This is a genomic window from Pseudomonas sp. D3-27 (assembly GCF_051132165.1).
GTDB lineage: Bacteria > Pseudomonadota > Gammaproteobacteria > Pseudomonadales > Pseudomonadaceae > Aquipseudomonas.
The window spans coordinates 1702181-1717628 of record NZ_CP071667.1 but is presented as its reverse complement, the minus strand read 5'-3'; the positions used below and the strand labels follow the sequence as shown (position 1 = coordinate 1717628).

14 protein-coding genes are annotated in these 15448 nt (G+C 58.4%); all 14 read right to left on the bottom strand.

The annotated features are described in order from the left end of the window. Positions 1–108 precede the first annotated feature (108 nt). The gene (gene fliD / locus J3P92_RS08040) at positions 109–1545 is read right to left on the bottom strand and encodes a flagellar filament capping protein FliD (protein WP_434563000.1); all 1437 of its coding nucleotides are present in this window, start codon (positions 1543–1545) and stop codon (positions 109–111) included. Positions 1546–1627: 82 nt separating this feature from the next. Then, positions 1628–1993 carry a flagellar protein FlaG gene (locus J3P92_RS08035; protein ID WP_434650321.1) on the bottom strand — a complete coding sequence of 122 codons (366 nt, stop codon included), beginning with the start codon at positions 1991–1993 and terminating at the stop codon, positions 1628–1630. Positions 1994–2065: 72 nt separating this feature from the next. Further along, positions 2066–2917, bottom strand: a complete 852-nt coding sequence (locus J3P92_RS08030; protein WP_079305252.1) for a flagellin domain-containing protein — start codon at positions 2915–2917, stop codon at positions 2066–2068. A 253-nt stretch (positions 2918–3170) separates the two neighbouring features. Beyond that, positions 3171–3440, bottom strand: coding sequence for a hypothetical protein (locus J3P92_RS08025; RefSeq protein ID WP_434562994.1), 270 nt, complete (start codon positions 3438–3440; stop codon positions 3171–3173). Then, the gene (locus J3P92_RS08020; protein ID WP_434650319.1) at positions 3437–4729 is read right to left on the bottom strand and encodes a motility associated factor glycosyltransferase family protein; all 1293 of its coding nucleotides are present in this window, start codon (positions 4727–4729) and stop codon (positions 3437–3439) included. The genes J3P92_RS08025 and J3P92_RS08020 overlap by 4 nt, the downstream gene beginning before the upstream one ends. An 83-nt stretch (positions 4730–4812) precedes the next feature. Beyond that, on the bottom strand, positions 4813–5739 hold the full coding sequence (locus J3P92_RS08015) for a ketoacyl-ACP synthase III (RefSeq protein ID WP_217860066.1): 927 nt from the start codon (positions 5737–5739) through the stop codon (positions 4813–4815). 228 nt (positions 5740–5967) lie between these two features. Then, a complete protein-coding gene (locus J3P92_RS08010) occupies positions 5968–8901 on the bottom strand; it encodes a TIGR00180 family glycosyltransferase (RefSeq protein ID WP_434650317.1) in 2934 nt (977 codons plus the stop codon). A 50-nt stretch (positions 8902–8951) separates the two neighbouring features. After that, on the bottom strand, positions 8952–9689 hold the full coding sequence (locus J3P92_RS08005) for a cephalosporin hydroxylase family protein (protein ID WP_420767392.1): 738 nt from the start codon (positions 9687–9689) through the stop codon (positions 8952–8954). Positions 9690–9705: 16 nt separating this feature from the next. Next, positions 9706–10776, bottom strand: coding sequence for a class I SAM-dependent methyltransferase (locus J3P92_RS08000; protein WP_434650315.1), 1071 nt, complete (start codon positions 10774–10776; stop codon positions 9706–9708). Further along, positions 10766–11623: an NAD-dependent epimerase/dehydratase family protein gene (locus J3P92_RS07995; protein ID WP_434650313.1), complete on the bottom strand. Its 858-nt coding sequence runs from the start codon at positions 11621–11623 to the stop codon at positions 10766–10768. The genes J3P92_RS08000 and J3P92_RS07995 overlap by 11 nt, the downstream gene beginning before the upstream one ends. Beyond that, a complete protein-coding gene (locus J3P92_RS07990) occupies positions 11620–12846 on the bottom strand; it encodes a methyltransferase domain-containing protein (protein ID WP_434650310.1) in 1227 nt (408 codons plus the stop codon). The genes J3P92_RS07995 and J3P92_RS07990 overlap by 4 nt, the downstream gene beginning before the upstream one ends. Beyond that, positions 12843–13403, bottom strand: coding sequence for a dTDP-4-dehydrorhamnose 3,5-epimerase (gene rfbC / locus J3P92_RS07985; protein WP_434562972.1), 561 nt, complete (start codon positions 13401–13403; stop codon positions 12843–12845). Before rfbC ends, J3P92_RS07990 begins: the two co-directional genes overlap by 4 nt. Next, positions 13400–14482: a CDP-glucose 4,6-dehydratase gene (rfbG, locus tag J3P92_RS07980; protein WP_434610249.1), complete on the bottom strand. Its 1083-nt coding sequence runs from the start codon at positions 14480–14482 to the stop codon at positions 13400–13402. Before rfbG ends, rfbC begins: the two co-directional genes overlap by 4 nt. After that, on the bottom strand, positions 14464–15237 hold the full coding sequence (rfbF, locus tag J3P92_RS07975; protein WP_420767398.1) for a glucose-1-phosphate cytidylyltransferase: 774 nt from the start codon (positions 15235–15237) through the stop codon (positions 14464–14466). Before rfbF ends, rfbG begins: the two co-directional genes overlap by 19 nt. Positions 15238–15448 lie beyond the last annotated feature (211 nt).

The following is a 15448-nucleotide window of genomic DNA, read 5'->3' as shown; positions in this document are numbered from 1 at the left end:
GGTTCGTATAAACAGCGTATCGACGCTGTGTCAAAAAACTTTAGACCGAAAAGCCGAAAGCCCGGAGCGTTGTCAAAACGCTGCCGGGCTTTTTGTATCGGTCGAAAATCAGCTGTTCTTCTGTTGTGCCGTCATCGCTTCAAACATCGAGGTGATGTTACTGGCAGTGGCTTTCAGCTTGCCGACGAGGGTATCCATGTCGTTGTACTTTTTGGTCAGTACGGCGGTGAGGGTTTCGATTCGGCGATCAAGAGCCTGCTGATCTTCGAACAGCTTCGTCTTGATGATGTCGAGGTTCTTGGAGCGAGTAGTCAGGATAGCCTCTGAGCCCCCGATACCGCCCACACCCGTTTTGCCTTCAGTGTACGGCTTGATGGCGTTATCCATGCGCTCAAGCAGGCCATTCTCACCTACAAACAGTGTCTGGATCTCCCCACCCAACTGTTTGTCATTCAACGCAGAGGTGAATTTCCCACTGTCGAAATCCAGAGCCCCGGTCGTCTGATTGGTGGTGATTCCCAACTGAGAAAGAACCGTCAGCTTGTCACCTGCCCCGGTCTCAGACAAAGGCGCGCGAATGGCCGCCAAAAGCGAGCGAGGCAACGAGTCACCGGTCAAGGCCGCTGGAACCGAGTTACCCTCAGCATCTGTGGTCGGCTTGGTCAGGGACGTCACGGCCTTAGCAACAGCATTATAAGCGTCGACGAACTTCTGGATCGAAGCTTTAAGGCCGTCGGCGTTGGTAGCGACGGTAACGACTGTCGGGCCAGTGTCCTCGACGAGTAACGTCATGCTCAAGCCCGAGACCACGTTATCCAGCTTGTTGGTCGGGCTGGTCATTGCCAAGCCGTCAACAGTGAAAATAGCGTCCTTGGCAAACCCCAGCGACCCCGAAGAAGTCGCGGTGGGTGATGAGGCCATGGCTACGGAGCCATCAGCTGCGAGGCTGGCAATGCCGCTGAGGGAGATATCGTTACCCGCACCGGTTTTAGTCGAGCCGACCACCAGGCGTGAACCAAAGCTGTCGGTCACGATGTTGGCGGTCAGACCGCTGGACGAGTACTTACTGTTGATGGCGTCCCGAACCGACTGCAGCGTCGAATCAGCAGGTATATCAAGGGTGTAATCCGTGTCTCCTTGACTGATGGTCAGCGTACCGGTCTCCACAGCACTGGAAGCACCACCGGCGAAAGCAGCCGTCGCAACTTTCGACGAGGTTGCCAACTGAGTAACGTTTACCGTGTAAGTGCCGCTAACCGCCGAGTTGCCGGCTGTCACCGTCAACGCGCTGGTGTTGGCCGAAGTCGCGGAAACCCCGGTAAATTGAGGCGTAGTCGTGCTGCCCAGGCTTTTCAGCGTGGATTGGAAGGTAGCCAACAGCGACTTCAGGGTGCCGATCCCCGAAATATTGGCCGTATTGATCTTGGTGGCACGATCAATCTGACCTTGCTTGGCCGCTTTGTCAGAATCAACCAGTGCCTTGACGATAGCAGTGGTATCAAGGCCAGAGCCTAAACCCAAGCCAGGTAGAATTGGACTTGCCATGTGGGACTCCCTTCAGTGTGTCGCCGGCCTTTTGACCTTTACAACGTCCAAAAGAACATAACAACAGAATTCGTGCCGGTTGTCAGGCTTCAGCGCTGAACAACAAGCTGTTTGCATCATTCAAACTGTTGGCCAGTTTCAGAACTTCTTCGTTCGGGATCTGGCGAATCACTTCACCGGAACCACTGGCGATCACTTTGACCACTACTTTGCCTGAAGGCTCATCGATAGAGAACTCCAGGTTACGCTTGACCGACTGAACGAACTTCTCGATTTCCTGAACGGCTTTCTTGAGTTTGTCCTGCTCGGCAGCAGCATCCTTAGGGACTTCTTTGACCGGAGCTACCACAGCCATCTCGGCCCGAGGCTTCTCCACCGGCTTATCGGCCACACTAGGCGCCGGTTTCGCCGCCGGATAAGACAAGTTCAGCTTCACGCTCATATCCATGTCCATCACCTCTTGAACGGAAAAAGCGAGAGAGTACGCAAGCGCACTCCCCCGCTAAAACTCATCCGACTATTACTGAAGCAGCTTCAGTACAGCGGACGGCAGTTGGTTAGCCTGGGCCAGAACCGAAGTGGAAGCTTGTTGCAGAGTCTGCTGCTTGGTCAGCTGGGCAGTTTCAGCAGCGAAGTCGGTGTCTTGTACGCGACCCAGTGCAGCAGCGGCGTTTTCGTTGATGTTCTGCAGGTTGGAGATGGTGCTGGTCAGACGGTTCTGGGCAGCACCGAGGTCCGCACGGCTGGCGTTGATGGTCGCCAAAGCAGCGTCGATCGCGTCGATTGCAGCAGAGGTGTTGGTTTCGGCTTCGGCGCTGTCTGCAGCACTGATCGCGATGGCACCAGAGTCAACGCTCAGGGTAGCAGCGTCGAAGCTGTCGCTCAGGGTCAGAGTGATCTGGTTGGTAGCACCAGTGTTGGAACCGACCTGGAAGGTCATGGTGCCAGCGGAACCGTCGATCAGGTTCTTGCCGTTGAGGTTGGTCGAATCAGCGATACGAGTCAGCTCGTCCGACATCTGAGCAAATTCTTTGTTCAGAGCATCACGGTCAGCTGTACCGTTGTTGTCGTTTCGTGCCTGTACGGCCAGTTCACGCATACGCTGCAGAATGTTGGTGGATTCCTGCAGAGCGCCTTCAGCGGTCTGAGCGATGGAGATACCGTCGTTGGCGTTCTTGATCGCAACAGTCTGACCGCGGATTTGCGAAGTCATACGAGTGGAGATCTGCAGGCCGGCGGCGTCGTCTTTGGCACTGTTGATTTTCAGGCCGGACGACAGGCGGGTCATCGAAGTGGACAGAGCATCGGAAGCCTTGTTCAGGTTCTTCTGAACGTTCAACGATGTGACGTTGGTGTTTACTGTTAAAGCCATGACGAATTCCTCGTTGGTTGGGTACTGCGGCTTCCGGCCCTGGCAACCGCCGGGTGTGGCCTAGAGAACCTTCGTAATAGTTATCGTCGTATTCGGAACTTGCTTTAGCAGATTTTTCAAAAATTTTGCCATCAGGGTGCCACCCCTCGTAAATCAAGGACTTGGCTGCGATTCAAGGGTGAAAAAATGGCGTCAGGGAAACGCCGCTGACGTCGCTGGAAGCGCATGACAGCGGGAAAGCTGCGAAAAGTAGCTAGATGGAGTGACCAGCGGTCAGCAGCTGGACCCACTCGTACTCAAGATAATCGGCCAGCGAAACCCAATTCTGCGCCTGTTGATCATCGAGCATCAGGGCAAGCAGCGCGTTCCACGACGAGAGGACATCGCCTGGCATCCGTTCGACCAGGGGCTGCGCCGACTCGATCAGCGTGACCATCGCCAACCCCGCCTCAACATCCCGCCCTAGTCGAAACAGGCGCGCGCATGCGCGGGCATCAATGAGTGCCTCATCAAGCGTGGTCATTGCACGTACTCCGGATGGAAATCGGTGCCGACGATCATCGCCCCGTCCCGACTGCTGTTGAAGAAGCGTACGTTGGGGTGCCTGGCAATGAAACGCTCCAGTTCACAGAGGTAGCTGCGAAAGTTGAGCTGGGTCTTGACGCGCCGTCCATGCCCATCGAGCACCCAATGCCTTGACGCCCCCAACTGCGGCCCCAAATCGCCATCGCCCCATCCTGCGTGAGTCTTGTCATGGGGGAAGGCAAAATCGGCACCAAACAGCGTGATTTGCGCAGCGCCCATTTGCACCGCTAAATCGACCGCTGGATGAATCACGCTCCCGCCCACATGAAGTTCGGCCCGGCAGAGTCGCTCACGCATCTGGCGGTAGACGGGACTGGAGGAATAACCGGCGTAGCGCGGCCCCCGCCATGCCTGAATCACTAAGGGGTCGGCCATGGGCAGATAAACAAGGGCAATGCCTTCGGTTTGCTCAGGCGGAAGATGACGCCCCGAGATACGCTGGTCGATGCTGACCACGACATCAGGACGGATGCCGTGATTGATCAACGGTCGGTAAGCCGTATCGACACAAATCAACAACGGTCGCTCAGCTCGCTCGCTCACGCGGCGCAGCCTGTCGAAATGGTGCTCAAGGCTCGGGCCGGTGGCAACGACGAATACCTCACGCCCCTGGAATGCGCCGAACAGCTCGGCAACATCGCGGTCGCCCTGTACAAGATTGAACGTCGATTGCAGCCGCTCGACGACCTCGGGAGCCTTGGGGTCGAACGTTCGGTTGGTGAAGTCCAGATGAACTTCACTGATCAACCGATCGCGAATCTTGGCACTGTAATCATCGGCCAGTACCAGCTCGGCGGGGAGTGCGAAGAATGGCAGCTGGATTTCCGTCAGATCTCCCGCGTAGAGCAATACCACCCTGGGATCGGCAAGCCATGGCATCTGATCCAGCACCTGCAATACCAAGGCAAACACCGCGCCATTGAGCACATGGACATACAACCGCTCGAGCCCTGCCCGTTCCAGCAAACGGTTTTGCAGGTCGCCCAGCCCGGTTCCGTAGACGTGCACGACGCAAGCGTCCAAAGGCAGACTGGCGGCCTGCAGCTCCGCCTCGGCAAGACGGTCATGTCGGCTGGTCAGTTGGATTCCATTGATACTCAGGGTCGAACCAATGCCCTCCACCAGATCAGCTTGCAATCTACCCACGTCTTCCAGCAGCAAGCGCTCGGCCAGTGCAGGCCAACGCCGCTGGATCACCTGTAGATTGCGCTCAAAATACTCGCTCATGGCGTCTCGCTTTTGCACCAGGCAAAAAAATAGCGTTCAAGGTTACACCTTGGACGCTATTTTTGTGCCTGGGTTTTAGGCGCTCAAGGGCGATAGATGATCGCCGAGCCCCATGACAAGCCCACGCCAAAGCCACTCAACGCCACTCGCTTCCAGTCGGAATCGAGCACGTGCTTCTCCAGCAAGAGCGGAATACTCGACGACACGGTGTTGCCGGTCTCGACCATGTCCTTGATGAACTTCTCCGGCTCGCCTTCGAAACGCCGCGCCACGGCATCGACGATTGCGGCGCTGCCTTGATGAATGCAGAACGCATCGATGTCACTGGGTTGCAGATCGGAATCGGCGAGCAACTCATGCAAATGTGCCGGCACCTTGAGCAACGCGAAGTTGAACACCTGGCGACCGTTCATGAAGAATACGCCGTCGCTGACCTTCAGGTGCGGCGCACCGGAGCCGTCGGTGCCGAACTTTGCCTTGCCCAGTTGCCACGGCGCATCCTCGCCCATCCACGTCGCCGTGGCGGCATCACCGAACAGCATCGTGGTGTTGCGATCTTCCGGGTCGACGATTTTCGAGTATGGGTCGGCGGTTACCAACAGGCCATTCTTCAGGCCAGCGGCTTCCATGAAGCCCTTGATGGCGTAGATGCCATAGACATAACCCGAGCAACCCAGGGATATATCGAACGCCGCTACGCTGGTGGGCAGGCCGAGCTTGTCCTGAACGATAGCCGCCGTGTGGGGCAACCCTTCTTCATCGCCGTTCTGGGTGACGACGATCAGCACGTCAATGGATTCGCGCTTCAGATCGGGATTATTGGCAAACAGCGCATTGGCCGCTTCGACGCACAGATCCGAGGTTTCCTGGCCGTCATCCTTGCGTGGCAAGAAGGCGGAACCGATCTTGCCGAGGATGAACTCTTCATCCTTTTCAAATTTTGCACCTTGTGCGTAATTGTCCACGCCGGCTACAGGAACGTAGCTCGCAATGCTTTTTATGCCAATCATTACGGCTTCCCAATCAAAAACAGCCCAATACCACCGCTCGCAAGGAATCGAGGGGCGCCGACAAACGGGAAGTGTAAAGGGCTATCACCGGTCCTGATAAGGGCCAGGCGCCATCTTCCCGGTCAATACAATACAGTGAAGATGCGCGTTATGACTCGCAGGTCACGCTAAATTGCCGAATAAGCCCTTTTTGCGAGGGCTTATACGACAATGGAAGGAGGCATCGGGCTATGCCAGCAACCGCGCCCAGTCGACAGCCGTGGCGGTACCCAGCGCAAAACCTTTGTCCGTCAAGGCCAGGTTCGGGTTACGGACCGCGTCGTGTTCGAAACGCGCCTGCCACTTTTTGCATAGGGCATCGAGTGCCTCCGGCGCATCGGGGACCGTACCGGCGTGCAGCATCTGCGCCTGGGGTGTCCAGACCGTGAGATAGCCTGCGTCAGCTACTTTCAGACAAAGGTCGACGTCGGCAAAGGCCTCGGCGAAATGTTCTTCGTCCAGGCCGCCTACGGCTTCGAACAAATCCTTACGAATCATCAGGCAAACGCCGGACACCGCAGAGTAGTTCTGTTCCGCCTGATGGCCATTGAGATAACCCTTGGCGTCCTTGCGTTCGCCAACGAACACCGAGGCCACCTGGCCATCGGGCTTGAGCACCAGGCCAGCCTGAGTGGTGATGCCGCGAACATCCATCTGTTTGCTGCCGACGATCCCCACTTCCGGTCGCTGGGCCTGGTTGAGCAAGCTGTCGAGCCAGTTGGCGTTGATCACTTGCACCTCGGCCGACAACAGCACCAGGTATTCACCCTTGGCCTGGGCGCCCGCCCAATTGTACAGAGCCGACGCACTCAAGCGCCGATCGCTGCGCAGGATACGGATCCGATCGCCTTTGCCTTCCAGGCTGTCGAGCCACTGGGCCATTGCTTCGGACTGGCTATGATTATCTGCGATCAGGATTTCATGGCGATGATAACGGGTGCGCTGCAGCACGCTGACCAGCGCCTGTTGAATCTGTTCGAAGTTGTCCCGGCTTTCGAGAATGATCGATACCAACGGCCGCTCGGCATGCTGGTAGTCGATTTGATAGGTCAGCGGTTGCGCCGAGGTGACCTGGGCGCGATAACCCCGGGCCGCCAAGTGGCGCGTCAGTACTTGACGCTCCTGGGCATTTTCCTCTTGCGCCGGGGCATTGCAGATCAGCAACGGCTCGGACAGATGCGCCAGGCCGGCAAGCCCCGCCTCTTCGATCAGACGCAACAACACGTCCAACTCCAACGCCTGGGTGTATTCAGGCGTAAAACCGCGTGCCTGTACCAGCACGTCACGACGAATCAGCCAATGCCGCGCCATCAGCGAAGGCACCGATTGCAGGAAGTCAAGATTGACGCCAGGACGGAACACATCGACCAGGCTGCCGTCGGCCTTACGCTGGATTTCGTCCATGGCCACGGCACGCACGCCATCGGCGCCGATCAGTTCAAGACTGGCGCGCAGCAGACCGCTTTCGGTGAACTGGTCGCCAGCCTCGGCCAGTACCATCCAGTCGGCGGAGGACTGCCCGATGATCTGGTTGATGCGCTCGACATAATTGCCAGTGCTGACTTTGACGAAGTGCACGGTGTCGCGCACGGTGGTGGTCGCCGGCAGGTCGCCGGTGGTGAAAACCACCACGTTGAACGCCTTGCTATGACCGTTGACCAGGCTGTCGAAGGTCGCCTGCAGCTTGAACATGTCAGCGTCCAGGTCCAGCAACAAGATGCCGAACCGCGGGCCGCCTTGATGCTCGGCCAGGTGCGCCGCGATGGACTTGAGCTGCTGCGCATCTGGATTACGCGCCTCAAGCCAATTCAACAAACGGCCGGAGTGCATGTTTTCCAGTAACCGGCGCTCTTGCTGACCCGGCACCGAGTCCAGGCGCTCGGCCCAGGCCTGAAGTTTCACTGCCTCATCAGGCTCATCGCTGCTTTTCAACGACTCGGCTAGGCGCTTGATCACGGTGCGGTTGAACGCGTACAGGCCTTGGGCTTCCCACAGACGGCTGCGTAGGGTGCGCTCGTTATCGTTTGGTTGCACACGCATCAGCTCATGCTGACGCAGCAGAATGCCTTCCAATTGTTGAAGCTGAAGGCGGCCGGCTGGCATGGCATGCAGCAGGAATTCAAAGTGAGTCAGAAGATCGAAGACCCGTTGATTGTAGAAAGGCATTTCAACAAATTGCTGTGGGCCAAACGAACGAACCGGCTCACCACCGGCCTCCAACCAGGCCGAACGGATAATCTGCGTGCCCTTGAGCGAACGCCCTTGCTGCAGGCAGTCGGCCATGGCCGCAAAACTGTCCAGGGCAATCTGCTTGATGCGTTCCGGAGCCTGCTCGCTGAGCTGGGTCGGCACCGATGCCAGGAACTCGGCGAACTGCTCACGCTCGGCGACGCTTTTGGCGTCTTTGTAACTCAACACCGTCAGGACGTTGGTGTTGTGTTCGGAACCGCCGTAGTTGAGTTCGCGCACGGCGAACGGAATCGGCAGGATCCGCGCCTTGGCACAAGCCAGCAAGTAAAAGGTATGGCCGATCTCCTGCCACTCGAAACTGGTGCCAGGCGGCAACATGCCGTACCACTGTTGCAGCAAGTCAGTGCGGGTCACGGCGTAGAACGGCGGCAGGAATTGATCCATGAAACGGATCACACGGTCCTCGGCCAGTTCGCTGTCGTAGTCCTCATGCACCTTGCGGTCACGGCGGAAGTAGCAGACTTCTGCTGCGCAGGACAAATACATGATGCCGTAGCCGTGGCAAAGGCCGTAGTCGGGGTTGGCTTCGAGAAACTCAACCGATTCGGTCAAGGCATCATGCAGCAGGAAATCGTCGTCGGCGGCGAACACCATATAAGGCGTTTTGACCTGGTTGACACCGTAGGTCAATTTTTCCTGAAGCCCTTTGTAGGTGAACTGGGGCAAGTGGCGGTAATCGACCGACGGAAAATCCTCGGCGATCCGATCATCGCGCTCCACCGACGAGTCCAATACCAGTACCGAACACGGATAGCTGCTGTAGTAATGCAATGTGCGGCGCAGAAATGCGCTGCGGTTGTGGGAGATGACTACCACGGTGAACCGCTCGCTCAGCGGTGCCACGTTGTTTTGAAGCATATTTCGAACCTGCATATTTCCTAGTCCCCACAACCTGCCAGACGCCAATGACTTAAACGGATGGATTAACGAACCCGACGCAGATAACCATCCGGCGCAACGGTGATCAGCAGCTTGTTCTGCAGTTGCTGGTCGATTTCGAAGCTGTCGTTTTCTTCGAGGTATTTCCACACAGCGGTTTTCGGGTTGTCGCCCGGGCCCCATGGGCGATCCGGGAAGAAGTCCGCCGGCATGTCTTCCACCACCGTGTCCATCACCACGCAGTAGCTGCCCACCGAAACCAGCGGCGCGTACAGGCGCAGTTCTTCGAGGACATGGTCATGGGTGTGGTTGGAGTCGAGTACCAGAATAACTTTCTTGCCTTTGGCCGCTGCATGGACCTGCTCGGCAATGGCCGGATCGATGCTCGAACCCTCGATCATCGAGATGCGCTTGCTCATCGGATGGCTCTCGATGGCTTCACGGTTGTGCGGGCGGATATCCAGGTCGATGCCCAATACTTCGCCGTGGCCTTGCAACTCCAGCAACGAAGCGTAATAGATGATCGAACCGCCGTGGGCGATACCGCATTCGATGATCAGGTCAGGCTTGATCTGCCAGATCAGTTCCTGCATGGCCATCATGTCCTGCGGCAGTTGGATGATTGGCCGGCCCATCCATGAAAAATGGTAGCTGTACTTGTGGCGGGCCGACTCGTTGAAAAACTCCTTGGCCAAGCCGACGAGTTTCTGATCTTGGCCTTGCCCGGCGATTTCGGTCTGGCATTGGGCTTCGAAAGCTGTATGGATAGTGTTGTCAGTCATTTTTCGAATCTCGCGGTTATTGGAACGAAGCGCTATCAACGGCGTGGTAGACGTAGCGCCCACCGGTCATCCGCTTGATCTCTTCGAGGTAATTGGAATTCATTACGAACAGGTTGGCGCCTTCGGGCAATGCATTCATGGCTTCTTGCGGCGAAGACACCCGGGCGCCCGACAGCGGCAGATATCGCCCCTGCTTGGCCGGGTTGATATCCACCACGCAGTCCACCGCTACACCGGCTCGTTGCAGGAATAGCGAGTAGATCACCCCTTTGGAGGATGCCCCCCAGATCGCCGAGCCTTGTTGCGGCGCGGCCTGAACGATCTGCACGGCGCGACTGAGGCTGGCGGTGAATTCGTCTGGCATTTGCAAGGCTGGAACGGGTTGCTCCGGCTCCAGGCGCAACGTGGCCAGATCGGCAACGATGTACAGGTACTGACCGCCGAACAGGTGCCCGGCCTCATGCACCGTGCCAAACATCCGGCGCAGGTCATCGAGGCGGAAATAGTTCACGTGCTCATAGAACAGGTCGAACCAGGCACGATGCTCCAGGATCCAGTCCAGGCACGGCACTTCAATGTAAATCTGTCCGCCCTGGTTGGCCGCTGAGATTTCTGCAAGGAAAGCCACCGGATCCTGAATATGCTCCAGCACGTGACGTAGCACGACCGCGTCGGCCGACAGGCCCAGATCGCGAGTGAACGGCGCCTTGATCACGTCGGCGTTGTCGCCCTCATAGGCAGGGTCGATACCCGTGATCGCATAACCACGTTCCTTGAGCAGTTCCAGGAAATAGCCTTTGCCGCAACCGACCTCGATCAAGTCCTGACCGCTGAAATGCCTGGCGATGATGCCTTCCACGTCAGCGAGATGCTTCTGGAACTGACCGGAGTGGGCCTGTTCATTCTGGTAGTCGCTGTCATAGCTGAGCTTGTCCGCATCGAACGCTTGGTTGAAAACCAACCCGCTCACGTCGTCCTGAACCAACACCATGTCGGCACTCGCCGAGGCTCTGGCCGACTGCTCATCGGCGAAGGTACGGTTCTGCAGAACCGGAAGGCCGGCGGCCCGGTACAGCTCACGCGTCATGTTCGGCTCCCAACAAGGTTTGCAAACGTTCGGCCACGCCCCAGAACGCCATGGGTTCGTGGGTCGGATAGGGATAATGGCCCAAGTTCAGGCGAATGGCCGCGCCACGCTCGCGCAGGCGTGCTTCTACCAGTGCGCGAACCGACACCGGTTCGCCACTTGAGCAATTGACGACACCATTGAATTCGCGCAGCGACAGCAGACCCGCCATATAAGCACTCGCTGTTTCGATGGCCAGGTAATCGCGCAACTGCTCGCCACCCGACATATCGAATACCGGCGCTTGGGCATCGATGGCCCGGTCCAGCGCCGCGAGCAGGCTGTTGGGGTTCTGACCGATGCCGTGCAAATAGAACAAGCGTACCCACTGCAACGTAAACGAATGCTCGCGTTGCAGGTGTTCAAGAAACAGGCGCAAGGTATTTTTTGCCAAGCCGTAAGGGTTGGACGGTTGTGGCGCAGTCTTCTCGTCAAGCGGCCCGCTCTGCAGGCCATATTCAAAACAGGTACCCGTGACCAGCACCTGTCCCACCCCCGCCACGACTACCTGTTTGATGAATTGATAATCGGCCATCAGGTTATGTTCGAAATGAAGGAGGGCCTGGTAATTCGGCAATCCCGGCCACGCCAGGTGCGCCAAGGCATCGACACCCTTGACCAATGCAGCGACGTCCAGCTCTTTGGAATGGACATCGGCCGCGACGAATTCAACACGGTCGAACCAGGGCAGCGCCTCGGCCGGCTCGATCCGACGCGCAACGGCCCGAACCTGGCAACCACGCGCGAGCAGAGCTTCGACGAGATGTCGACCCACAAATCCGGTTGCCCCCGTCACCAGCACCTTCATAGGAGCGTCAACTCAGGTACGGCGACTACAAATCGGCCACCCCACCCACGCACCTCTTCCAACTGCTGGCTGACTTCGCTCAGCAGGTTCCAAGGCAGGACGAGAATGTAATCAGGCTTCTCGGCGGCAATACGCTCAGGCGCCACTATGGGAATGCGACTGCCCGGCAAGTATTTACCTTGTTTGTGTGGATTGGCATCGGCTACCCATGCCAGCAGGTCGGGCCTGACCCCCGCATAATTCAGCAATGTATTGCCCTTGGCCGCTGCGCCGTAGCCCACCACACGCTTGCCGTCGGCCTTGGCCTGCAAAAGGAAACGCAGCAAGCCATGCTTGATCGCTTCGGCAGCCGGCGCCAGGGTGGCGTAGTACGCGGCGGTCTTCACGCCAGCCTCCTGTTCGGCCTGCAATTGTTGCTGCACCGAGGACTGGATCGAACGCCGCACTCCGTCGGCACGCTGGACGAAGACTCGCAACGAACCGCCATGGGTCGACAACCGGCTGACATCGAATACTTCCAGCCCGTTGCGCTCGCACAGGGTTTGCACGGAGGTCAGCGACAAGTAGGAAAAATGCTCGTGGTACAGCGTGTCGAATTGCTGCCCGGCCATCAATGTCAGCAGTTGCGGAAACTCGAACGTGGCGACGCCGGTTGGCTTGAGCAGTGTGGCGAAGCCGGCGAGGAAATCGTTGATGTCCGGCACGTGGGCCAACACGTTGTTGGCCGCCATCAAATCCGCTGCCCAGCCTTCGCCGATCAGTTGCGTGGCCGTTTCGCGACCAAAGAACAACTCGCGGATCACCAGGCCTTTGGCACGAGCCGCCTCGGCGGTGCTGCGCGTCGGCTCGACGCCCAGGCAGGGAATACCGCGCTTGGCCACGTACTGCAACAGGTAGCCATCATTGGCGGCAATTTCCACCACGCGACTGTCTGCACTCAATTCGAAGCGCTCCACCATCTCGGCAACGTAGCGCTCGGCGTGGGCCAGCCAGGTGCTGGAGAACGAACTGAAATAGGCGTACTCAGCGTCGAACAATGTGTCCGCGCGGGTGTAGTCCTCGGTCTGCACCAACCAGCATTGCTGGCACACCGCGACCTTGAGCGGCATCCACTGCTCGGCCTGATCCAGTTGGTCGGCCCGCACATAGGCGTTGGATGGCGGCGAAGTACCAAGATCGATCAAAGGCAAAGCCAGGGCAGTTCCGCAACCTCGACAGTTCATAGACGCACTCCAGCGAAACGCTCGTCGAGCAAGGGATGGTTGCTGTCCCGGCTCGACAGATTATTGACAGGCAGCGGCCAAGCAATCGCCAGCCGCGGATCATTCACCGACAGGCCGCCCTCGTGCTCGGGAGCGTAGTCGGCACTGTGCAAGTAAAGCAGCTCGGCGTCTTCGGTCAGGGTCTGGAAGCCATGGGCAAACCCGGCCGGGATCAACAGGCTGCGGCCATCGCCAGCCTTCAAGTGCTCGGCATGCCAATGCAAAAACGTCTCGGAATCGGGACGCAGATCCACGGCTACATCCCAGACTTCGCCACGCAGGCAGGTGATCAACTTGGCTTCCGGCTGCGCCGCGTTCTGATAATGCAACCCACGCACGCTACCGCGCTCACGAGTGCAGGAATGGTTGATCTGGCGGATATGAAATGGCTGGCCAAATGCGCTCAGGCTACCTTCGCAGAACAGCCGGGCGAAATGCCCGCGCTGATCTTCGAAGCGTTTGTGCTGAACGCTGAACAGACCGGCCAGCGGCAACGCCATCAAGGAAAACTCGCTCACAACGCCCCTCGATACAGGTTCAGTTGGCCGAGGCTGACTTGACGCATATCATCGCCGTCCTGCCATGCCAAGTGCCAATCCAGGGTCTGGGCCAGGCATTGTTGCAACGACCAGCGCGGCTGCCAGCCAAGCAGCTGCCGGGCGCGACTGCTGTCCAGGCGCAACAGGCCGGCCTCATGTAAGTCGCTCGGCTCGATGCGCAGGCCGGGCGCTTGCGGCCAGCGCTCGGCCAACAGCTGGACGACCTCGCCGACGCTGCACATGTCGGTTTCACCCGGGCCGAAGTTCCAGGCACCGGCGAACTCTGGTCCCTGCTGATAAAGGCACTCAGCCAATAATAGGTATCCGGCCAACGGTTCCAGGGCGTGCTGCCACGGACGAACGGCCTGTGGATAACGCAGCGTCACCGGCTCGTCTGCCGACCAGGCTTTAAGCACGTCGGGAATCAGGCGCTCGGGAGCGAAATCACCGCCGCCCAGCACATTGCCGGCCCGCGCCGTGGCCAGAGCAAGGCCATGCTCGGCATAGCGCTCAGCCGAAAAGAATGAGGCGGCATAAGACTGCGCCAGCAATTCGCAGCAGGCCTTGCTGCTGCTATAAGGATCATGACCGCCCAAAGGCTCGTTTTCGCGGTAGGGCCATAACCATTCCTGGTTGGCGTAGACCTTGTCGGTGGTAACCAGTACACATGCCTTGACGCCACCCACCTGGCGAACCGCTTCCAGCAGGTTGAGAGTGCCCATGACGTTGCTGGAATACGTGCCCAATGGGTCCCGGTAACCTTCGCGCACCAGCGGCTGAGCGGCGAGGTGCAGGACGATCTCCGGCTGCACGTCGGCCAGCAGTTCCAGCAAGGCGCCGAGGTCGCGCAAGTCACCGCGCCGGTCATCGATGCCCTCGCTCACGCGGGCCAACTCGAACAGGTTCGGCTGGGTGGCGGGGTCGAGGGAAAAACCACTGACCTTGGCCCCGAGGCTTTGCAGCCACAGCGTCAGCCAACTGCCCTTGAAGCCGGTATGGCCTGTGACCAGTACGCGCTTGCCACGCCAGAACTCAGGGTTCAAGACCATTGCTTCCATGGGGCCTCGCCGCTTTGCCACAGGGCTTCGAGGTGGTTCTTGTCCCGCAAGGTGTCCATCGGATGCCAGAAACCGTCGTGCTGGAAAGCGTTGAGTTGCTCCTGCGCTGCCAGCGTCGCCAGCGGTTCGGCTTCCCATGAGGTCTGATCGTCAGCGATATAAGGCAACACCTTGGGCGAAAGCACGAAGAATCCGCCATTGATCCAACCGCCATCGCCTCGCGGTTTTTCGGTAAACCCGAGGACAGAATCGCCGTTGCGCTCCAGCGCACCGTAACGTCCAGGCGGCTGGACGGCTGTCACCGTGGCAAGCTTGCCGTGGGACAAATGAAAATCCACCAGCGCGCCAATATTGAGATCCGACACACCGTCGCCATAGGTGAAGCAGAACGCCTCTTCATTCTCCAGGTAACGCGCCGCCCGACGCAGTCGCCCACCGGTCATGGTGTCATCACCAGTGTCGATCAAGGTCACACGCCACGGTTCACTGTAGTTCTGGTGAACGTCCATGCGGTTGTTGCACATGTCGAAGGTAACGTCGGAGGTGTGCAGGAAGTAGTTGGCGAAGAAATCCTTGATGGCATAGCCCTTGTAGCCCAGGCAGATCACGAAGTCGTGGATTCCATGGGCGGAATACTGCTTCATGATGTGCCAAAGAATTGGCTTGCCACCGATCTCGATCATCGGCTTGGGCTTGAGGTGCGACTCCTCGCTGATCCGCGTGCCGAGACCACCTGCCAAGATAACTGCCTTCATCGTCTCCCCTCTTGTTCATCACCGGGCTCGACCAAGCGTTGTTTCGCTTTGCGGACGCGGGGATTACACCTTCAATGCCGATTTCGGCGCTGCGAAAGGCCGCGAGCGCTCGTTTTATGGCGATATGAGGGGGGCTTGCAGGAAACGCGCCAGCAAATGCTGGTATCTAAACTATAACGTTTATAACCTCACCAAGACATTCGGCGTAAGA